Here is a 20,076-nt window from a genome sequence, read left to right on the forward strand (position 1 = left end):
GGCCGGGCGCCGCCGGGCCGGGGCCGGGCGGGCCCGGACGCCGCCCGGGCGGGGTCGGGCGGGCCCGCGGCCGCAGGTTTTACGGGGTGGGGGTCGGGACCGGGGTCGGGGTCGGGGCGGTGATCTTGAGGTCCAGGATCAGGGTGACGCCTTCCGCGGTGGCCACGCGGAGCTGGTACGTGCCGGCGGGGAGCTCCGCGTCCGTGAAGAGCTCCGGGAGGACGAGCTTGCCGTCCGTACCCGTCTTCGGCAGCGCACGGGTGTAGACCCGCTTGCCCGACTCGTCCTTGAAGTACGGGCCCTTCCCGGTCGCAGGGTCCACCGGGACCCACTTGCCGTCCGCGCCCAGCTTGCCCAGGCCGACGAGGGCGTCGGACACCACGATCGGCTTGCCCTTCGCGGTGGCCAGGACCTCGATGCCCTTGATGCTCGTACCGGCGACCGCCTCCAGCGGCTTCGAGCCGTCCGGGCGGGCCAGCTCGTCCACGACCGGCTTCGCCGTGACCGTGCCGTCGAACTTCACCGTGAACCGGCCCAGCGTGTCGTAGGCCGAGGCCCGCAGCGTGAACGTGCCCGCCTTGGCGCCGGGCTTCAGGCCGGGCGCGGCCGCGATGCCGTTGGCGTCCGCCTTGACCACCAGGGAATCGGCCGTGCCGAAGAGGGTGCCTCCGGTGGTGTCCTCCTCGACGGCGAAGACCACTTCCTGGCCCACCGCGGGCTTGCCGTCGCTCAGGAGCACCTTCACCCGGGGCACCTCGCTGAACGCCGCGGCTCCGGTTTCGGCCGTGAGCCCGGCGCCGTCGAGCAGCGTCAGCTCGGCCAGCCGCGGCGCGGGCGTCGGAGTCGGGGTCGGCGTGGGAGTCGGCGTCGGGGTGGGAGTGGGCGTCGGCGTGGGCGTCGGCGTGGGCGTCGGGGTCGGCCTGACCGGCGGGCGCGGGGTCGGCAGGTTGCCCGGAGGAACGGTCGGGTAGGTCCCGGCGGGCGGGTTCGGCACCTCGGTGGCGCCACCGTTCTCGTACTGCCGCATGAAGCCGATCACGGTGTTCACGTACTCGCGGGAGTTGTTGTAGCTGAGGATCGCCTCGTCGAGCTTGGCGGCGTTCGACAGGTCCCGGTCACCCGCGCACAGGTAGAGGCCGGCGCCCAGCGCGGCGTCGTAGATGTTGTTCGGGTCCCGCTTGCCGTCGCCGTTCCCGTCGGCGCCCCACTTGGCCCAGGTGGACGGGATGAACTGCATCGGGCCGATGGCCCGGTCGTACTCGGCGTCCGCGTCCCACTCGCCCTTGTCGGTGTCGCGGATCTCGGCGAAGCCGTTGCCGTCGAGGCGCGGGCCGCGGATCGGCTTCTCGGTGTAGCCGTCGGCCTTGAGCCCGTAGCCGGAGGCGTGCACCGACTCGACCCGGCCGATGCCGGCGAGCAGCGCCCAGGGCAGTTTGCAGCCCGGCAGCGCGGCGCCCACCGACAGTTCGGCGCGCTTGTACGCGTCGAGGGCGGTACCGGGGATGCCGCTGGCGCCGCCGGCCGCGGCGGCCCCCGGGGGCGGCGGGTCGGCGACGAGGTCGGGCAGGTCCAGGCGGGCGTCGCCGCGCTCGGCGGCCTGCGGGCTGTCCGGGGTCGGCTCGGACTCCCCCGCGTCGGCGGTCGTCGGAGTGGTCACGACCGCGGCGGTGGTCAGGCTGGCCGCGAGCGCGGCCGTGCACAGGACCTTGCGCGAGGTGCTGACAAGGTGACGGTGAAGCGGCTTCACGGTGCGGCGATCCCCCCAGGAGCCGTCAAGGCATTCGACACACGACCGATCGGGTCGTGAACATCCTTCTGTTTATCAGGTCTTCGGAAGCGACTCACCATCCCCCCGGCAGATATGACACACCATTCGTCTCGGCTTCACCCGACCCTCACCGCAGAACGAACAGAGGACTTAAGTCCCCGCCCCATATACCCCAATGACCCCCGGTTTCGACCCCCTCCCCTCCGTACGCTGGGTGTTATGTCGACCAGCACGAAGAAGGACCAGCGACGCGAGGCCCGCGACCGGCTCCGCGTCGAACGCGAGGAGCAGGCCCGACGGGCGAAGCTGCGCGGCCGACTCCTGGTCGCAGGCTCCCTGGTCGCCGTGCTCGGCATCGCGGTCGGCGTCGGCGTCCACGCCTCGGACGCGGCCGGTTCCGCCGGCCCGGGCGACAGCGAAGCGGCCGGAAGGCCATTCGTCCAGCCCGCCCACACCTCCGGCAAGGACGGGATCGTGGTCCCGTACGGCAAGGCCGACGCGAAGCACACCCTGACCGTCTGGCTCGACCCGCGCTGCCCGTACTGCGCGGGCGTCGAGGTGGGCCTGGGCGGGACCATCAAGGAACAGGCCGACGCGGGCGAGTACAAGGTCGAGTACCGCTTCGCGACCTTCCTCGACGGGGCCCTCGGCAACGGCTCCGGCAAGGGCTCGAAGCGGGCCGTGAACGCGCTGGGCGCGGCGGTGAACGAGAGCCCGGAGAAGTTCATGGAGTACCTCCGGGTGCTCTACAAGAACCATCCGGAGAAGGAGACGGACGACAGGTTCGGCTCCACCGCCACCCTCCTGGAGCTCGCGGACCAGGTCCCGGGCCTGCGTACGCCCGCCTTCGACAAGGCCGTCAAGGAGCTCACGTACATGCCGTGGGTCGACAAGGTCGGCAAGGCCTTCTACGACGAGCACGTCAAGGGCACCCCGGCGGTCCTCATCGACGGCAGGCAGATCACCGTCAACTCGGGCCAGGGCATCGACTCCATCACCCCGGAGGCCTTCAAGAAGCTGATCACGGAGAACAGGACGCCGTAACGCGGTCCGACCCGCCTGCTAGCTTCGGCCGAATGACCGCATCACGAGCACTGGTGTACGACACCGCCTTCCGCGCCCGCGCCGCCCGCAAGCAGGCCTGGGGCTTCGGCCTGCTCGCCGCCGCGGCGGCCGTCTGGCTGTGGATCGGCGCACAGTTGTTGCTCCCGTTCACCCCCGCGGACGACGACGACAACAAGTGCGAATCGCGGGTCTTCTACTCGGACGAGGACCGGCGCGGGCGCTCGTTGTCGTACGTCGAGGCCGAGGGCGAAGCCTGTGACGACGAGCGCGACACGGCCGTGCTCCTCGCCCTCCTCCTGCTCTCGCTGCCCTTCGCCGTCGTCGGAACGGTCCTCTACACCTCGGGCAGCACGGAGGACCGGCTGAGTCACCACGCGGCCGAGGTGCAGCGCCTCACGGAGCACCCGTACGGCTAGAAGCGGAGCCGGGCCGCGACCGGAAGGTGGTCGCTCGCCGTCGCGGGGAGGGTCCAGGCCGAGACCGGGGTCAGGTCGCGGACCAGGACGTGGTCGATGCGGGCGACCGGGAACCCCGCCGGCCAGCTGAAGCCGAAGCCCGCGCCCGCCGCGTCGTGCGCCGGGCGGAACTGCGACATGAGCGGGGCCACGGCCCGGTCGTCGGTCGTGCTGTTGAGGTCCCCGACCAGGAGGGTGCGGCCGGCCGGGCCGCCCCGGACGGCATCGGCCAGCCGCCGCGCGGCCCCGTTGCGCCGGGCCGTGTCGAAGCCCGAGCCGGGCCGTACGCGTACGGACGGCAAGTGGGCCACGTACACCGTGAGCGGCCCCTCCGGAGTCTGCGCCGTGGTGCGCAGCGCCCGGGTCCACTCCATGATCGGCACGGCCTGCGTGTCGCCGAGGGGGTACTTGGACCACAGCCCGACCGTGCCGCGCACCTCGTGGTACGGGTATTCGCCCGCGAGCGCCTCCGCGTACCGACCGGCGGCGGGCTCGACCAACTCCTCCAGGGCGATGAGCTGCGCCCCGGTGGCGGCGAGGGCGCGGGCGGTGCCGACGGGGTCTGGGTTCTCGTCGTCGACGTTGTGCGTGACGACGGTCAATGTGCCGGTGCCTGCGCCTGCGGTTGCGTCGGCGCGGTCGGTGAACGTGCCGGCGTAGAGGAAGGCCCACACGAGCGCGGGCACCAGCACGGCGACCAGCGCGAGCCGGGACCTGCGCAACAGCGCGAGCCCGCCGAGCACGAGCACGGCGATCCCGCTCCAGGGCAGGAAGGTCTGCACGAAGCTGCCCAGGTTGACGGCCCGGTTCGGAATCCGGTCGGCGAGCAGCATCAGCAGCGTCGCGAGGACGGCCATCACGACGAGCACGGCGGTGACCCTGCTCCCGGCGCGGCCCTTCGCGTCCGTGGCGGCCACTACTCCGGGCCCGGCTGGGTCATGGACTCGCGGTACCTGGCAGCCAGCCCGAAGAACTCCGCCCTCACCGGGCCGAGGTCGTGGGCGAGGTCATCCAGCACGCCGCCGATTTCCGCGTCGCCCGGCCAACCGGCCGCGAGCTGCTCCGCCGCCTCGGCTGCCTCGGTCACATTGACGACGTCCCTCACGTGAACCATCAGGACGGCGCGCACTGCGCGGTCCCCGGGCCATCCGGCGCCCAGGGCTGTCAGGGCGGCGACCCGCACATCGGGCATGCGGTCGCCGGCCAGGCGCACGAGGCAGCCCCGGGTGGCCGCGTCGCCTCGCCAGCCCTCCCCCAGAGCCTCCGCCACATCCGCGCGAACGTGTGAGCCGCCGTCGGCCAGGGAAAGAAGGTGATCACGTACGACCTCATCGCCCGCGTAGCCGGTGACCATGGCTTGCACGGCATCGCGGACGAACCACTGATCCTTGGCCAACTCAAGGTAGATGTCCCGCGCCTCGGGGTCTCCCGGCCAGCCGTGGGACAGGGCGCGCACGGCTGCCAGATGGGTCCCCAGGTCATCGCGCACGCGCGCCAGCCGCAGCAGAGCCACACGCGCATCGGCATCGCCGGGGCAGACCACGCCCAGGCCGTCGGCGGCCACCCTCCGTGTGCGGATCTCCGGGTCGTCGACCAGGCGCAGGAGCGCATCGCGCGTCTGTGGCCGGTCCGCCCAGCGCGCGGCGAGCGACTCGGCGGCCGCAGCGCGAAGGTCGGCGTTGTCGAGTTCGGTGGCGGCGAGGAGAACCGCGAACTCGTCGCCGGCGCCCACCGGTTTCCCCGAGGCGAGCGTCTGCTCCATCTCGCGGGCGGCTTCGTCGGCACTGACGTTGAGGGCCTGGGCCTTGGCCAGGGCTCCGGCGATGTCGTCGAGGGCGGGCTGCGCCAGGAGCTCCTGCGGCACCAGCGCCGGCGCGGGACCGGCGCCGTAGGCGGGGGCCGTGGTGAGGTCGGCGGCGTCCGGGTGCTGGGCAAGGCGCTGCACGTCGCGCCGGGCTTGTTCCCAGAACCCTTCGAGCGTACGGATGCGGGCGACGGCCCGGTCCGCCTCCGTTTCGGCGGTCCGCTTGTGGGCGAGGGCCTGCCGGGTCTCGTCCCGCAGCCGCGCGAGTCGGTCCCCGTCAGCCCGGGCCAACAGAGCATCGCGGTCGGCGATGATGTCGCGCAGGGCGCTGATGATGAACCACAGGGTCGTCGTGAGGAATTGCGCGTCCCGCAGCGCGTAGCGGAGCCGGGTCTCGGTGTGCCGGGCGCGTTCGAGCTCCACCTCCAGCCGGAGGGCGGCCACGGTGTCGCCGCTGGTACCGGCGTCCGCCGGGGCGACGGCCACGATCTGGGTGGCAGCCCCGCGCAACAACCCCTTCGCAGTCTCGCAAAGCTCCCGGTACTCCTCGACGGACAGCCCGGCGGCCCTGCTGGTCACCTTCAGGAACTCCCTGACGAACGGCCACGACGGCACGGGCGCCTGGCCCTTCAGCACCCGGTCCACATGGGATTTGGAGCACGGGACGGTCGCGAGCGGATCGGGCGAATTCCCGTCGGCCGCCACCCGCCCGGACGCCTCCTTGGCCACCGCGAGGCGGGCCCCGATCTCACGGCTGCCCAGCCCGGCCCGCCGGGCCTGCGCGCACAGGAACCCCGTCAATCGCCGCCCGGGCGGCCCGTCGCCCTCCGTGGTCATCCGTTCCCCCGCCCGTCCCGTCGTCCTCAGTCGATGGACGCCGTGCGGGCGCGCCCGGTTGCGCCCCGCCCTCGGCCGGGGTCACCGCCGCCGCGTGAACAGTCGGCCGCCCAGGTCGGCGCCGATGACCGCGCCGTCCGCGGCGCGGGTGAAGAAGCCGCGCTGCCCCTTCAGGCCGCCGCCGGTGACGACGTACTCGTCGCCGGCGCCCGGCAGCAGGCCCATCGCGGCGGGCTCGTAGTCCGGCGGCAGCTCGGTCTCGGAGGCGGCGCGCAGCTCGGGCTTGATGGCTGCCCCGATGGTCAGCTCCGTACCGTCCGTGGCGATGGTGAGCGTCATGGCGTCGTTGTCGTAGCTCCCGACGAGCTCCAGGGCGCGCGCGTGGTCGTACGGAACCGGCTCCGGGTCCTCGTCCACGACGCCGAGGTAGTGCTCCAGTGCCCAGCGGACGACGGCCTGGTTGAAGAGGAGTCCGCTCTCCGGGCCCGCGTTGGACAGCGATACGACGGCGAAGCCGCGTTCCGGCACGGTGAGCAGCTCGGCGAACTGGCCGCTCGCCGAGCCGCCGTGGCCGACGGTGCGGACGCCGTCCACGTCGCGCAGGAACCAGCAGATGCCGAAGGCGTCGCCGAGCGTGCTGCCGCGCAGCTCGACCGTCGGCTCCTTCATCCGGTTCAGGACCTCGGTGGTCAGGACCCGCTCGCCGTTCTCCGCGAGGCCGTCACCGAGGTGGAAACGGGCCCAGCGAAGCTGGTCGACGGCCGAGGAGGCGAGGCCGCCGCCGGGACGGTTGCCGCGCGTGGTGACCGTCCAGGGGCGGGAGACGGCCAGGTCGCCGTGCTCGTCGACGTTGTGGCCCACGGCGAAGCGCCGGGTCATGACGTCGGAGGGCGCGAAGAAGCTGTCCGTCAGGCCGAGCGGGTCGAGGAGGAGCGAGGCGACGGCCCGCTCGTAGGTGAGGCCGGTGACGTTCTCGATGATCCGCCCGACCAGGTTGAAGCCGGCCTGGCTGTAGGAGGCGCGGGCGCCGGGCGGCGCGATCTGCTCCAGCTCTGCCATCTTCGCGACGAAGCCGGCCAGGGCGTCGTCCCCGTCGCCGGTGTCGACGACGACGTTCCAGTCGAGGCCGGCGGTGTGGTTGAGCAGGTTCAGTACGGTGATCTCCGCGGCGGCCTTCTCGTCGGCGAGGACCAGCTCGGGGACGTAGCGCCGTACCGGGGCGTCGAGGTCGACGCGGCCCTGATCGACCAGCCGCATGAGCACGGTCGCCGTGTGGGTCTTGGTGACCGAGCCGAGCTGGAACAGCGTCCGCTCGTCCACGGGGAGGGGGTTCTCGGTGCTCGTCACGCCGTGGCAGACGTAGGCCTCGCGGCCGTCGACCTGCACGCCGACGGCGGCACCGGGGATGCCGAACTCCTTGGCGGCGGCCTCGACGAACTCGGACAGCGTGTCGATCGTGCTCATGGTGGTGCGCTCCTCATCGGGTGCTTCGCGGGTTCGGGGTTAGCGGGTTAGCGGGTTCGCGGGTTCGCGGGATCGCGGGATCGCGGGATCGCGGGTTCGCGGGTTCGCGATCTCGATCTCGATCTCGATGAGCAGACGATGTGCGCACCCCCTGACAGCCGACGGACAGACCGCTGACAGCGTCCGTCCGCCTGCTGTCAGGACGCCCCGGCCGCAGACCGCTCGTACGCCGGCGCGTCGTCGCAGGCCGCCCGGTCGATCCGCGCGGCGCACACGGATTAGCCTTGCCGCCGTGATCGCGCAGATAGTGACGCTCGCCGGCGTCCTCATAGGTGCCCTGACCTCATTCCTGGCGACGACCGTGGCCGAACGCGCCCGGCACCGAAGGGCCATGACGACGCGTTGGGACGAGCGCAAGCTCAACACCTACATCGAGTACGCCTCGTGCGTGAAGGAGATATCCGGCACCGCGAAGCGAGCCCGGCTGGCAGCGGAGGGTTCGGACGCCCGGCGCGATTCCCTCGCCGCGATGGAGGCGGCCGAACTGCGACGGTCGGTCCTGTTCGAAGCCCTCGTACTGCTGGCGTCACCGGAGGCGACCGAGGCCGCCCACAAGGTCAACCTGTCCCTGTGGAGGCAGGAGATCGCGACCCGCGACAACACCGACTCGCCCGCCGAGGACGATCTGGTGCCGTTGATGAACAGCTACCACGACCAGGCCCGGATCGACCTGGGCATCCCGCGCGCGGCCTGGCGCGGCTGACGGCCGGCTCGGCTGTCGACCGGGGGCCGCCCTGCGCGAGCGTCTGAGCAGAGCGGGCCCTCAAAAGACAGCGGTGCCGATCCCGACGACGAGACCGGCCGCGAAACCCAGCGCGATGACGAGGATCAGCCCGCCCAGACCGGCGAAGAAGAACCCCTCCCCGTCCCCGAACCGGCCGTGGCCCGCACTGGCGAACAGCCAGGCCGACAGGGTGAGGAACGGTACGAGGAGCAGCCCGGCACCGGTCCCGAGCTCCTGTACGGCGCCCCCCGACAGTTCGTACGCCTTCCCGTGCGCCGTCCGGACCTCCACCTCGGCGCCCTGGTCGTGCTTCTCGCCGGCCATGTCCAGCACGATCTCCCGCTCCGGCGCGCCCGCGCCCCGCGGGGTGTACCAGCCGGTGCAGCCGGTGCCGTCCGACTGGCCCTCGGAGTCGGTGTTCCCGTGGCACTCATGGACCCTGACGACCCCGTCCACCGGCCCAACCCCCAGCACGGCCGCCAACGGCGGCCCGGGCAGCAGCCACAGCAACCAGCCGCCCACGGCGAGGCTCACCAGTCCCCCGACCACGGCGGCCCCCCGCACCAACAGCTGCACGGCACGTCGCACGGCGCCCCCCTCTCCCTGCCGGCCGGATACCCGGTCGCAGGGGCGACTAACTCGCCCTCCGCCCCCGGACCGCCCATGCAGCGGCTCCGTCCGACACAGCGGGAACCGGAGGGGGTGAGGCGGGGGCTTCGGGTGGCGGGGTCCGAGCCGGACCGCCCGGCCCGCCCCCCTCACCCCCCGTACAGCCCCTCTATCTCCTTCGCGTAGCGCTTCGCCACCGCCGTTCGGCGGAGTTTGAGGGTGGGGGTCAGGGTGCCCGCCTCCGGGGTGAGGTCCTCCGGGAGGATGTGGAAGGCGCGGATGCGGGCCGGGCGGGAGAGGGTGGCGTTGGCTTCGGTGACCGCCGCCTCGATCAGGGTGCGGACCGACGGGTGGGTCGACGGGGAGTCGCCCAGGTCCACGGCCTCGCGGGTCGCCCATGCCGTCAGCTCGTCCGTGTCCAGGGTGATCAGCGCGACCGGATGGGGGCGGCGGTCGCCGATGAGGACGGCGCGGGAGACGTAGCGGGAGCGTTGGACGGCGAATTCGGCTTCCGTCGGGGTGATGTTCTTGCCCGCCGAGGTGATGATCAGCTCTTTCTTGCGGCCGGTGATGCGGAGGTAGCCGTCGGGGTCGAGTTCGCCGAGGTCGCCCGTGTGGAGCCAGCCCTCCGCGTCCAGCGCCTCGGCCGACGCCGCCGCGTTCGCGTGGTAGCCCGGGAAGACCATCGGGCCCCGGGCCAGGACCTCGCCGTCCTGCGCGATCCGCACCTCGCAGCCCGCGATCGGCCGCCCCACCGTCCCGTAGCGCACCGCATCCGGGTGGTTGAGGGAGATGACCCCGCCCGACTCCGTCATCCCGTACCCCTCGTACACGGCGATCCCGCAGGCCCGCAGGAGGTCCAGCGTCGCCGGGGCGATCGGGGCGCCGCCGGTGAGCGCCCACTTCAGCCGGCCTCCGAAGGCGTTGCGGACCAGGGAGTAGAGGGTCTTGTCGGCCTCGGCGTGCCGGTCCCGGAGGGACTCGGGCAGGCGGCCCTCCGCCGCCAGTACTCCCAGGCGTACGGCCTCGTCGAGGCGCTCCCGGCCGCCCTCCTGGGACTCGGCGAGCGACAGCACCACCGAGTGCAGCTTCTCGAACAGGCGGGGCACGGAGGGGAGATGGGTGGGTCGGACGACGGAGAGCTCGGACAGGACGTCTTCGATCCTGCCGCCGAAGTAGCAGAGCTCCCCGCCCTCCAGCAGCGTCGTGAACTGGATCAGCTGCGCCAGCAGGTGCGCGAGCGGGAGGTAGAGATACGTCGAATCCCCGGGGCCGCCCTTGATCAGCGGGAGGGTCGCGTCCTGGATGGCACCCAGGTTCGCGTGGGTGAGGCGGCAGCCCTTCGGCAGGCCCGTCGTGCCCGAGGTGTAGACGATCGACGCGTCCGCGTCGGGGGTGACGGCCTGCGACCGGGCGAGGAGTTCGGGCTCCGGGGCCAAAGGCAGGGCGGGCAGCGCGTCCATCAGGATCACCTCCCGCAGGCGCGGCAGCTTCGCCCGGAGCGCCTCGACCCGCTGTGCCTGCGCGGCGTCGTCGCAGACGACGAGCACCGCCTCCGAGTCCGCGAGGACCCAGGCGAGCTCCTCCTTGCCCGCCGTCGGATACACCGGCACGAGGACCGCGCCCGCCGCCAGTACCCCGAAGTGGGTGTACGTCCACTGCGGCCGGGTCTCCGCCAGTACGGCGACCCGCTCGCCGGCGGCCACCCGCAGGCCGAGCAACGCGCGCCCGACGGCCCGTACTTCCGCGGCCAGTTCGCCGTAGGTACGGGTCTGCCAACCGTCGCCTCGCGCCTGTGCATGCGCCTGCCCCTCCGGCGCCCGGAAGCGGAGGGCCGTCTCCGGCCCGTACCGCTCCTCGGTCCACTGGGTGAACCGTGCCAGCGTGCTCGGCCGACCGTCGACGACGTCCATCGCATGCCCTCCCGGGAGTTGGTGAACCTCGACGCTAGGCATCCGGACCGGCGCGGCGGCATGACCGGAAGCGTCACCCGCGCTGACTCCAGCGCTCATCCGGGCGGAGACCGGCTGGTTCCGGCCAAGCAATGCGCGGGCAAAGCCGCGGTGGTCGACTTCTCGGTAGCGTGCCCGCATGACCGACACCGGGACCGACAGCCGCCCCCGCGCCGCCGGTGAGGGCACGTGGGCGATACCCCTGCTGACGCTCGCGCCGGCGATCGCCATCCGGCACTTCACCGATCTCTCCGCGCCGTGGCCGGTCATTGCCTGGGTGTTCTGCGCGCTGTCCGCGGCCTTGCTCGCCGCGGGCTGGGTGACGGTGGCCCGCCACGGAACGCGCGGCCGCGGTGCCTGGTTCACCTGCGTTCTCGGGCACACGGCTCTCGTGGTGCAGGCGCTGTGGCTCGTACGGAACTGAGCCTGCCCGTCGGGGACCCCGAGGCGGGCTGAGCTCCCGAGAAGCCCCCGCGCCGCCCCCGCGCCGCCCCCGCGAAGCCTCCTCGACGCCTCTGCCAAGCCGCGCGAAGCCCCCGCCGAGCCCCCCAACCCCCCACCGGGCCGCGCACGTCCGTATCCCCCGGCGCCGCCGCGCGTTACCGTCGGAGCCATGGGGAGGCGGACGATCACCGTGCACCACGTGCGGGCCGTGCTCGCGGGGGCCCGCGGCAGCGGTATCGACACCGTGCCGCTGCTCCAGGAGGCGCAGATCCCGCCCCTGCTGCTGGGCGACGACCGGGCGCGGATCACGCCCGCGCAGTTCGCCCGGCTGTTCCGGGCCCTGTACCGGACCACGCAGGACGAGTTCCTCGGGCTGAGCGCGGTCCCGAGCCGCCCCGGCACCTTCGCGATGATGTGCTACGCCTCGCTCGGCTGCCGCGACCTGGGGGCGGCCATGGAGCGGGCCGCCTCCTTCTACGGACTGTTCCCCGGCGGGCCCGAACTGGCGCTCGAAGTCACGGGCTCCGAGGCGCGGTTCACCGTGCGCAACGACTTCGTCCGTGACGAGGAGCGGTTCCTCACCGAGTGCGTGCTCGCCATCTGGCACCGGCTGAGCAGCTGGCTGATCGGGCGGCGCATCCCGCTCGCCCACGCCGCCTTCGCCTATCCCCCGCCGCCGCACAAGGACGAGTACCAGATCCTCTTCGACTGCCCGGTCCGCTTCGGGGAGGACCGTACGGGGGCCGCGTTCGACGCGCACTGGCTGACGGCTCCCCTCGTACGGGACGAGGCCGCGCTCGACGCGATGCTGCGCCGCGCCCCCTTCGACCTGCTGTCGCGCCCGGAGTACGGGACCACGGTCGCGGAGCAGGTCCGTCGGTCCCTGACCCAGCGGTTGCGGACCTCGCCGCGGCTGCCCGCGCTCGGGGAGGTGGCGGCGCTGCTCGCGGTGTCGCCGGCGACGCTGCGGCGCCGGCTCCAGCAGGAGGGGACGTCCTTCCAGCAGCTCAAGGACCACGTGCGGCGGGACGCGGCGATCGCGGGCCTGGCCGAGAGCGGGGAGCCGATCGCGGAGCTCGCGGCGCGGCTGGGGACGACGCCGGGGGCCTACCGCGGCGCGTCCGCCGGCTGACGCATCCGGGTCTCCGCCCCAGCCCCCGCGCCTCAAACGCCGGCGAGGCTGGATTTGGCTCATGCCCGGAGGACACCTTCAGCCCCGCCGGCGTTTGAGGCGCGGGGGTCCTGGGGCTGGTCCCCGGCGGCGGCGCGGCAGCCTTGCCACGGGCAACGGCGTGCGATCCCCGGCCAGGAAACCTGAGCTGCGCGGTCAACGACCTTCCTACCGGTCGGTCACTACCGTCACCTCACCTACCCCCACACGGACCGTCCTTGGGAGAGCCGCCCATGCGAATCCGCAGCACCGCCCTCGCCGCCCTCGCCACCGTGGCCGCCCTGGCCGCCCCGGCCGGAATCCCCGCCGCGAACGCCGCCTCCACGGAGGCCGCCGCCCCCGGCGACGTCGTCGCCAGCGCCCCCTCCGCCTTCCACCCGCTGCCCGGCCAGCCCACGAACACCAAGGCGTGGAAGGTCCACTACCGCTCCACCACCGCCGACGGCGCCCCCAACGTCGTCTCCGGCACCGTCATCGTCCCGCAGGACGGCCGTACCGGCCCGCGCCCGCTGATCACGTACGCCGTCGGCACGGTCGGCATGGGCGACTCCTGCGCTCCGAGCAACAACCTCCCGTACGGCACCGCCATGGAGGCCAACCTCATCCAGCAACTCACCCTGCGCGGCTGGGCCGTGGTCGTCACCGACTACGAGGGCCTCGGTACCCCGGGCGTCCACACGTACACGGTCGGCCCCTCCGCCGGGCACGCCGTCCTCGACGCGGCACGCGCCGCCATCCGCCTCCCCGAGGCCGGGCTGTCGGCCGACACCCCCGTCGGGATCATGGGCTACTCGCAGGGCGGGCAGGCCAGCAGCTGGGCGGCCGAGCTGCAGGGCTCGTACGCCCCCGAGCTCCGCGTCAAGGGCACGGCGACCGGCGGTGTCCCGGCCGATCTGCTGAAGGTGGCCGCGTTCAACAACGGCTCCTACGGCTCCGGGCTCATCTTCATGGCGGCGGCCGGACAGGACGCGGCCTTCCCCGAGCTGGCGCTGGACTCCTACCTCAACCCGGCGGGCAAGCTGCTGGTCGCGGGCATGAAGGAGAACTGCGTGGCGATCGACGCGATCGCCGGCTCCTTCAAGCGGATCTCCGACCTGACCACGCGCGACCCGCTCGCCCAGCCCGATTGGCAGGCCCGGCTGAACCAGAGCAAGCTCGGGCGGACCGCCCCGGCCGCGCCGGTGTACCAGTACCACGCGCTCGGCGACGAGCTGATCCCGTACGGGGTGGGGCGCACGCTGCGCTCCGACTGGTGCGCGCGGGGCGCGAACGTCGAGTTCGACACCATCTGGATCGGTGAGCACGTCAGCGGCGTGATCACCCAGTCCCTGGCGGCCGGCAACTGGCTGGCGGACCGCTTCGCGGGCCGCTCGACGCACGCCAACTGCTGATCGGCCGCGCCCCCGTCGGAGGGGTCACTCTTCGGCGGGGCAGGACCGCGTCCCGGACGGCAGCCGCCCGTCGATCAGGAAGCCGTCCACGTACTCCCGGACGCAGCGCGAGGCCGAGTACCCGGTGTGGCCGTCGCCCTTGAAGTCCACGATCACCGCGGAGCCGAGCCGCTTCGCCGTCTCCTCCGTCCACTCGTACGGGGTCGCCGGGTCGCCGCGGGTGCCGACGAGGAGCATCCGCGGGGCACCCGGGTGGTCGATCCTGCGGATGAAGTCGGTGCCGGCGGGGCGGCCGTAGCAGGCCAGTACGGTCAGCAGCTGGTTGGGCCCGAAGATCTTCGAGGCCTTCAGGAACTCGCCCCGCAAGGCCTCCTGGAGGTCGCGCAGTTCCTTCGCGATGGCGGCCGGGGAGGACTTGGCCTTGGCCGTGAACCGGTCGGGGTCGTCGGCGCAGTTCACTGCGGCGAGGGCGGCCTCGGCGTTGTCGCCGGGCACGGCACCGGGCCCACCGCTTCGGTGCTGCCCGTCCGGACCGCCGAGTTGGAGCAGCCCGGCCGGGTCGCGATGCTGCTCGGCCAGGGCGAGCGCGTCGGCGAGCGCGGGCCACGTGCTCCGCGAGTAGAGGGCGGCGCCGATCGCGCCCACCGCGTCCTGCCCGGTGAAGTACGAGCCGTCGTGGCCGATCAGCGGCACCTTGTCGAGCCGCTCCACGAAGGCGGCGACCTCCTCCTTCGCGCTGCGGGTGTTGGTGCCGTAGACGCAGCCGGGCCGGTGGGCGCACCAGGCGAGGAAGTTGTCGAGCGCCCGCTGCCGGCCGCGCGCCGATACGAGGGCCTGCTCGGCGAGCGGTTCGGTGAGGGTGTCGACCCCGTCGAGGACCATGCGGCCGGTCTTGTCGGGGAACTGCGCGGCGTAGACGGCGCCGAGGCGGGTCCCGTAGGAGGAGCCGAGGAAGTCGAGCTTGTCCTCGCCGAGGGCCTGGCGGATGCGGTCCATGTCGCGGGAGACGTTGACGGTCCCGATGTACGGGAGCACGGGCCCGGAAGCCAGCTCGCACCGCCGCACCACGGCGCGCAGCGCATCGAGCTGCGCGGCGGCGTCCTGCCCGGCCTCCTCTCCCTCATGGGAGCCGCCGCAGGAGACGGGCTCGCTGTGGCCGACGCCGCGGGGGTCGAAGACGACCAGGTCGTAGCGCTCGCCGAGGTCGGCGAAGGCCTTGGGGTCCGCGGCGAGACTGGCTATGCCGGGGGCGCCGGGCCCGCCGTAGTTCAGCACCAGCGAGCCGAGCCGCCGCTCGGGGTCGGCGGCGGGTATCCGGCCCAGCGCGATCCGCACGCTTCCCTTGCCCGGCGCCGCGTGGTCCAGCGGCACGTCGATGCTCGCGCACCGCATGCCCGCGGGCACATCGGGCTCGGGGCACTCCCCCCACCGAAGCCCTCCGGGGGCGGGGGCGGGGGCGGCCCCCAGCCCGGCCAGCACCAGCGCGCAGGCCGTGGCTGCGGCGGCGGTACGGGGGCGGATGCGGATGCGGGGCACGGGACCTTCCTAGGGTCGCCCCCGGACCGAACCGGTCAGCCCACCATAAGCGCGCCCCCACCCAACGGCACGCCCAGCCCGGCGACCAGACCGCGCCTCCGCCGGGCCCGGACCCCCGGCAGAGGCCGGCCCCACCAGGCCCGGAACACCTCGCAGCGCAGCCCGGGGAGGCCGGCTCCGGCCAGGGCCCGGGCGTCTCGCGGAGCCGGCCCCGGTAGAGGCCGGCTCCGCCGGGGCCGGGATGCCTCGTGGCAGGGTCCCAGGGGGGCCGGTTCCGCCGGGGCCGGGCGCGCGCCGGGGCGTCTCCTCGGGCGCCGAACGTTTCCAGGGGTCGGAGGGCCGAGGGTGGTTGCGTTCGGCGCCCTGCGGGGACGCCCCGACACACACCCGACCCCGTCGCAACCGCCCGGCGGCTCCCCATCGGGCCATGCCCAGCCCCACCGGGCCATGCCCAGCCCCACCGGGCCATGTCCTGCCCCGCCGGGCAAAATCCAGCCTCGCGGGCAAAATCCAGCCCCTCCGGCGTTTGAGGAGCGGGGTACGGGGCGGAGCCCCGGGTCTTTGAGCCGCGCCCGGCGGACGTCGGCGGCCACATCCAGCCCGACGGGGCCCGGGGCGGAGCCCCGTGTCTACGGGAGGCTAACGCCGGTACAGCTCCTCGATCCGGTCCGCATGATCCCGCGCGACCACCCCCCGCTTCAGCTTCAGCGACGGCGTCAAGTGCCCCCGCTCCACCGTGAACTCCCCCGGCAGCACCGCGAACCGCCGGATCGACTCCGCCCGCGACACCAGCTGGTTCGCGTCGTCCACCGCCCGCTGGAGGTCCGCCCGTAGTTCCTCGTCCTCCACCAGCACCCGCATCGGCACGTCCTGCTTCTTGTGCATCTGCCGCCAGTGCGCGAGCCCGTCCGGCTCCAGGGTGATGAGCGCGGTGACGTACGGCCGGTTGTCGCCGACCACCATGCACTGGCCGACCAGCGGGTGGGCGCGTAGCCAGTCCTCCAGCGGTGCCGGGGCGACGTTCTTGCCGCCGGAGGTGATGATCACGTCCTTCTTGCGGCCGGTGATGGTGAGGTACCCGTCCGCGTCGAGCTCCCCGATGTCGCCGGTCGGCAGCCAGCTCCCGTACGGGACCGCCTGCCCGGTGTTCCAGTAGCCGGCGAAGACGTGCCGGCCGCCCAGCAGCACTTCTCCGTCGTCGGCGATCCGTACCGACGTGCCCGGCAGCGGCCAGCCCACGGTGCCGAGCCGGGGGCGCTGCGGCGGGCTGACGGTGCTGGCGCCGGTCGTCTCCGTGAGTCCGTACCCCTCGAAGACCTCGATGCCGGCCCCGGTGTAGAAGGCTGCGAGCCGCCGCCCCAGTGGGGAGCCTCCGCTCAGGACGTAGCGGACGCGCCCGCCGAGCGCGGCCCGGATGCGCCGGTAGACGAGCGGGTCGTAGACCGCACGCGCGGCGCGCAGCCCGAGCCCGGGGGTCTTGCCCTCGACGGATTCGCCGAAGCTGCGGGCGATGCGGGCGGCCCGGTCGAAGGAGGAGGCCCGGCCCATCTTCTCGGCGGTGGCCCTGGCCGTGTTGAAGACCTTCTCCAGAACGTACGGAATGGCGAGGAGGAAGGTCGGTTGGAAGCCGGCGAGGTCTTCCAGCAGGTCCTCGGTGCGGATGCTCGGCGCGTGGCCCAGCTTCACCCGCGCCCGTAGGCACCCGATGGCGACCATCCGTCCGAAGACGTGCGACAGCGGCAGGAAGAGCAGTGTGGACGCCGGATCCTTGCTGACCGCCTTGAAGACGGGGTGCAGCAGCTCCACCGCGTTGTCGACCTCGGCGAAGAAGTTGGCATGGGTGATCACGCAGCCCTTGGGGTCCCCGGTGGTGCCCGAGGTGTAGATCAGCGTCGCGACGGAGTCCGGCGTACGGGCGACCAGCCGCTCGTGCACGACCTCGTCGGGCAGGTGCTCGCCGGCCTTGACCAGCCGGCCGACCGCTCCGGTGTCGAAGGCCCAGAGGTGCGTCAGCCAGGGCAGGTTCGCCCGTTCGACGCTGATCATCCGGGCCTGCGCGGTGTCCTCGACGGCGCACGCGACGGCGCCGGAGTCCTGGATGATCCAGCGGGCCTGCAGCGCGGAGGAGGTCGGGTAGATCGGTACGGTGACCAGCCCGGCGGCCCAGCCGGCGAAGTCGAGCAGGGTCCATTCGTAGGTCGTACGGGCCATGATGGCGAGCCGGTCGCCTTCGCGCAGCCCCTCGGCGATCAGGCCCTTGGCGACGGCGAGCACCTCGGCCGCGAACTCGGCGGCGGTGACGTCGCGCCAGGTCCCGTCCTGCTCCTTGCGGGCGAGCACGGGTTCGCCGGGGGCCTGGCGGGCGTTCTCGAAGGGGATGTCTCCGAGGGACCCCCGCTCCGGCACGGCGGCGAGCGCGGGCACGTACACCTCGCGTACGACTCCGTCGACCACGGTCTTGACGGGCTCCACCAGCGTCGGCTCGGCTTCCATGGGCGTGCTCTCCTCGGCTCGGCACAGGTGTTACCGCCGGTAATTTACGTACCGGAAATCGCCGATGACCAGCCCCTGCACCCGATATTCACCGCTCCGGCACGGATCGCCCTCCCTGTGAACCGGGCCCTCCGCAACGCTGCGCGACGGCGGTCGGGGAGTTGAGGAGGGCCGCGCCGCGAGGTCCCCCTGCCCCACGGGGCAGGGGGACCCGAACCAAGTCACTCCGCGGGCGCGCCGGAAGGCCGCTGGACCGGCCAGTGGGTGATGCTCCTGCGCTCGCCGCAGTCCTTCAGGGTCTCCCCCTTGCAGATGAAGACGGAGCCGGTGGTCGTGGGCAGGTACGTCGACGAGAAGTCGACCGGCGTCGTGCCGGGGCCGCACTGGGTGGCGTGCTTGCGGGCAGGCCCGGGGGCGAAGTCGTAGGTGAACTGGGACCAGACCGAGTAGCAGTCCTTGCCGGTGTTCTTCAGCTCGCCCTTGAGGACCAGCTTGACGGAGAGGAACCCGTCGGTCCCCCTTTCCGTCCAGCGAGTGCCCCAGGCCTCGGCCGTGCCGTGACCGGCGGTCCACGCGACGCCGTCCGCAGCCGAGGACGGTGTGCCGATCAGCAGGACGGCGGTGGCGGAGGCGAGCGCCACGGCGGCGCCGTTGAGAGTGCGCGAACGCATGGAAGGAGTTCCTTTCGTGGTGGGGGGTGGCCCCCTCAGACGGGAATGTGCTCCGTGGCAGTGGCCCGCACCTCCGGCGGTCGCGCCGCGCGCCGCTTCCGCCACGCAAACAGGCGCGAGATGTCGGGATCGTGTCCCAGCGGCGCAAGCAGCAGGAGCAGGCCTGCCCACATGGCGAAGGCGAAGCTCCACAGGCCCATGACCACCGCGATGGTGAGGTGGAAGACGACACCGGCCGGCAGGAGCATCCACCGCACCCGCTGCGGCATGAGCAGCGCGGCGGCCAAGGCGATCTCCAGGACGAGCGGGCCCCAGGTCATGGCGGCGACACCCACAGGGTTGTGGACCACGGCGTTGAGGGCGGGCCGTAGCCAGCCGGGGGCGCCGAAGGCGTAGTTGTTGACCCAGTAGTACAAGGCGCTGCCGTCGGCCCACTCCGCGTGCGGCAGCTTGGCCACGCACGACTGGAAATAGAGCACGGCCATCTGGATCCGCGCCACGACCACGGCGCTGACACCGATCAGCGCCCAGACACCCTCCCTGCTCCCCTCGGGCCGTCGGGGCGGCAGGCTCCTCTGCCAGTGCCAGCGGCGGCGGTCGCCCACGGCGACGAAGGCCACCAGCAAGGTCAGCATCCAGGTGATCTGGTCGCCACCGTCCGGGATGGAGATGCCCGAGAAGACGCTGAAGGCCACGTAGGCATGCGGGACGGCGGTGACCCTCGGCCGCCAGCCGCCGGCCGCGGCCAACAGCACGAGGCAGCACATCCAGCGCATCGTGTCGTACTGCTCCGAGGGCACCAGACAGAAGGCGCCGGCCGCCGTGACTCCGCGACACAGCGGGTACTGGCCGACCGTGGCCACTTCCCTGAAGAGGGTCGCGGCATCACTGAAGGCCAGTGTGCCGAGCGTGCCGAGGGCAAGGAGCGTACGGGCCAGGCCGTAACCGGCGGCCCAGGGCAGGGGGATGGTCCGCTGACCCATCAGCAGGTCACCTCCAGCACCATCACGCGCTCCACGCTGTGGGAGTCGGACAGGAGATCTCGCCACGCCCAGGGCGTGGGCCGCTCCTGGAGCAGACCGACCGTCCCGCACAGCGTGGGGTCCGGCGAGCCGTTCCCGATCTGCCGGGCGGGGTCGCCGTATTGCGCGAGACAGTCCCGCCTGCCCTCCGTGCAATCACGCCAGTCGTCCTTCTGCGCGGCAGCGAGCAGCATCGAGATCTCGACACCTTGCGCCCGCGACTCACGGTTGAGACCGAAGGCATTACGAGGAGAGGCATGCGGCGTGAGGGAAAGCGGCTTCCAATCCATACCACCCTCCCCCGCCTTTTTCCCGAAGGGGATCACTTCGGGATCCCTCGGAGACTTGGTGAAGAATGCCCAGCCCTGCGGCGCGATATTCACCACGGCATGCCTCGCCGCTTTTTGGGCAGGCAGTGTGACGACATTCCTGGGAATCTGCTCCTGGACGACGTAGGCGATGACTACAGCCCATACGGCGACCACGACGACGATCGCCTTCGTTGGTACGGAGACCGAATTCTCTCCTTGTCGAACGAAAGCGGAATATGTGCTTCTCAGCCTGTTCTTCATGATGGTGTCCCCTGCCCCTTCGGGGCGTGGAAGGCCTA

General features: G+C 72.6%; 17 protein-coding genes. 6 read left to right on the plus strand and 11 right to left on the minus strand.

Going from position 1 to position 20,076, the window contains the following annotated elements; genetic code table 11:
• Positions 1-79: 79 nt before the first annotated feature.
• A complete protein-coding gene (locus ACFV9H_RS12425; protein WP_385396817.1) occupies positions 80-1,747 on the minus strand; it encodes a lytic transglycosylase domain-containing protein in 1,668 nt (555 codons plus the stop codon).
• A 240-nt stretch (positions 1,748-1,987) separates the two neighbouring features.
• Between ACFV9H_RS12425 and ACFV9H_RS12430 the strand changes: the two genes are divergently transcribed.
• Positions 1,988-2,812, plus strand: coding sequence for a thioredoxin domain-containing protein (locus ACFV9H_RS12430; protein ID WP_385396819.1), 825 nt, complete (start codon positions 1,988-1,990; stop codon positions 2,810-2,812).
• Positions 2,813-2,844: 32 nt separating this feature from the next.
• Positions 2,845-3,249, plus strand: a complete 405-nt coding sequence (locus tag ACFV9H_RS12435) for a hypothetical protein (protein WP_385396821.1) — start codon at positions 2,845-2,847, stop codon at positions 3,247-3,249.
• Here ACFV9H_RS12435 and ACFV9H_RS12440 read toward each other — a convergent pair.
• From ACFV9H_RS12440 to ACFV9H_RS12450, 3 genes are all read right to left on the minus strand, one after another.
• Positions 3,246-4,145 carry an endonuclease/exonuclease/phosphatase family protein gene (locus tag ACFV9H_RS12440; RefSeq protein WP_385397043.1) on the minus strand — a complete coding sequence of 300 codons (900 nt, stop codon included), beginning with the start codon at positions 4,143-4,145 and terminating at the stop codon, positions 3,246-3,248. The two genes, ACFV9H_RS12435 and ACFV9H_RS12440, sit on opposite strands and share 4 nt — an antisense overlap.
• A 59-nt stretch (positions 4,146-4,204) precedes the next feature.
• Entirely contained in the window at positions 4,205-5,929 is a 1,725-nt protein-coding gene (locus ACFV9H_RS12445) for a hypothetical protein (RefSeq protein ID WP_385396823.1), read from the minus strand.
• An 81-nt stretch (positions 5,930-6,010) separates the two neighbouring features.
• Complete coding sequence (locus tag ACFV9H_RS12450) at positions 6,011-7,393, minus strand: serine hydrolase domain-containing protein (protein WP_385396825.1); 1,383 nt, start codon at positions 7,391-7,393, stop codon at positions 6,011-6,013.
• 292 nt (positions 7,394-7,685) lie between these two features.
• On the opposite strand from ACFV9H_RS12450, the gene ACFV9H_RS12455 reads away from it, so the two are divergent.
• Entirely contained in the window at positions 7,686-8,156 is a 471-nt protein-coding gene (locus ACFV9H_RS12455; RefSeq protein WP_385396827.1) for a hypothetical protein, read from the plus strand.
• Between the two features lie 60 nt (positions 8,157-8,216).
• Here the strand turns inward: ACFV9H_RS12455 and ACFV9H_RS12460 are convergent, their stop codons facing one another.
• Both ACFV9H_RS12460 and ACFV9H_RS12465 read right to left on the minus strand, forming a co-directional pair.
• Complete coding sequence (locus ACFV9H_RS12460; protein ID WP_385396829.1) at positions 8,217-8,765, minus strand: hypothetical protein; 549 nt, start codon at positions 8,763-8,765, stop codon at positions 8,217-8,219.
• 170 nt (positions 8,766-8,935) lie between these two features.
• Entirely contained in the window at positions 8,936-10,699 is a 1,764-nt protein-coding gene (locus ACFV9H_RS12465; RefSeq protein ID WP_385396831.1) for an AMP-dependent synthetase/ligase, read from the minus strand.
• A 178-nt stretch (positions 10,700-10,877) separates the two neighbouring features.
• On the opposite strand from ACFV9H_RS12465, the gene ACFV9H_RS12470 reads away from it, so the two are divergent.
• The 3 genes from ACFV9H_RS12470 (at position 10,878) to ACFV9H_RS12480 (ending at position 13,744) form a co-directional block, all read left to right on the plus strand.
• Positions 10,878-11,162 carry a hypothetical protein gene (locus ACFV9H_RS12470; protein WP_385396833.1) on the plus strand — a complete coding sequence of 95 codons (285 nt, stop codon included), beginning with the start codon at positions 10,878-10,880 and terminating at the stop codon, positions 11,160-11,162.
• 189 nt (positions 11,163-11,351) lie between these two features.
• A complete protein-coding gene (locus tag ACFV9H_RS12475) occupies positions 11,352-12,314 on the plus strand; it encodes an AraC family transcriptional regulator ligand-binding domain-containing protein (RefSeq protein ID WP_385396835.1) in 963 nt (320 codons plus the stop codon).
• A 272-nt stretch (positions 12,315-12,586) separates the two neighbouring features.
• On the plus strand, positions 12,587-13,744 hold the full coding sequence (locus tag ACFV9H_RS12480) for a lipase family protein (protein ID WP_385396837.1): 1,158 nt from the start codon (positions 12,587-12,589) through the stop codon (positions 13,742-13,744).
• Between the two features lie 24 nt (positions 13,745-13,768).
• Here the strand turns inward: ACFV9H_RS12480 and ACFV9H_RS12485 are convergent, their stop codons facing one another.
• The 5 genes from ACFV9H_RS12485 to ACFV9H_RS12505 form a co-directional block, all read right to left on the minus strand.
• Positions 13,769-15,280, minus strand: coding sequence for an alpha/beta hydrolase (locus tag ACFV9H_RS12485; RefSeq protein ID WP_385396839.1), 1,512 nt, complete (start codon positions 15,278-15,280; stop codon positions 13,769-13,771).
• Positions 15,281-15,919: 639 nt separating this feature from the next.
• Positions 15,920-17,773: an AMP-dependent synthetase/ligase gene (locus ACFV9H_RS12490; RefSeq protein ID WP_385396841.1), complete on the minus strand. Its 1,854-nt coding sequence runs from the start codon at positions 17,771-17,773 to the stop codon at positions 15,920-15,922.
• A 221-nt stretch (positions 17,774-17,994) separates the two neighbouring features.
• Positions 17,995-18,444 (minus strand): hypothetical protein, encoded by a 450-nt coding sequence (locus ACFV9H_RS12495; RefSeq protein ID WP_385396843.1) that lies wholly within the window; start codon positions 18,442-18,444, stop codon positions 17,995-17,997.
• 35 nt (positions 18,445-18,479) lie between these two features.
• On the minus strand, positions 18,480-19,427 hold the full coding sequence (locus ACFV9H_RS12500; protein ID WP_385396845.1) for a sporulation-delaying protein SdpB family protein: 948 nt from the start codon (positions 19,425-19,427) through the stop codon (positions 18,480-18,482).
• The gene (locus ACFV9H_RS12505; protein WP_385396847.1) at positions 19,427-20,038 is read right to left on the minus strand and encodes an SdpA family antimicrobial peptide system protein; all 612 of its coding nucleotides are present in this window, start codon (positions 20,036-20,038) and stop codon (positions 19,427-19,429) included. The genes ACFV9H_RS12500 and ACFV9H_RS12505 overlap by 1 nt, the downstream gene beginning before the upstream one ends.
• Between the last annotated feature and the right edge of the window lie 38 nt (positions 20,039-20,076).

The organism is Streptomyces sp. NPDC059874, assembly GCF_042731135.1.
Lineage (GTDB): Bacteria > Actinomycetota > Actinomycetes > Streptomycetales > Streptomycetaceae > Streptomyces.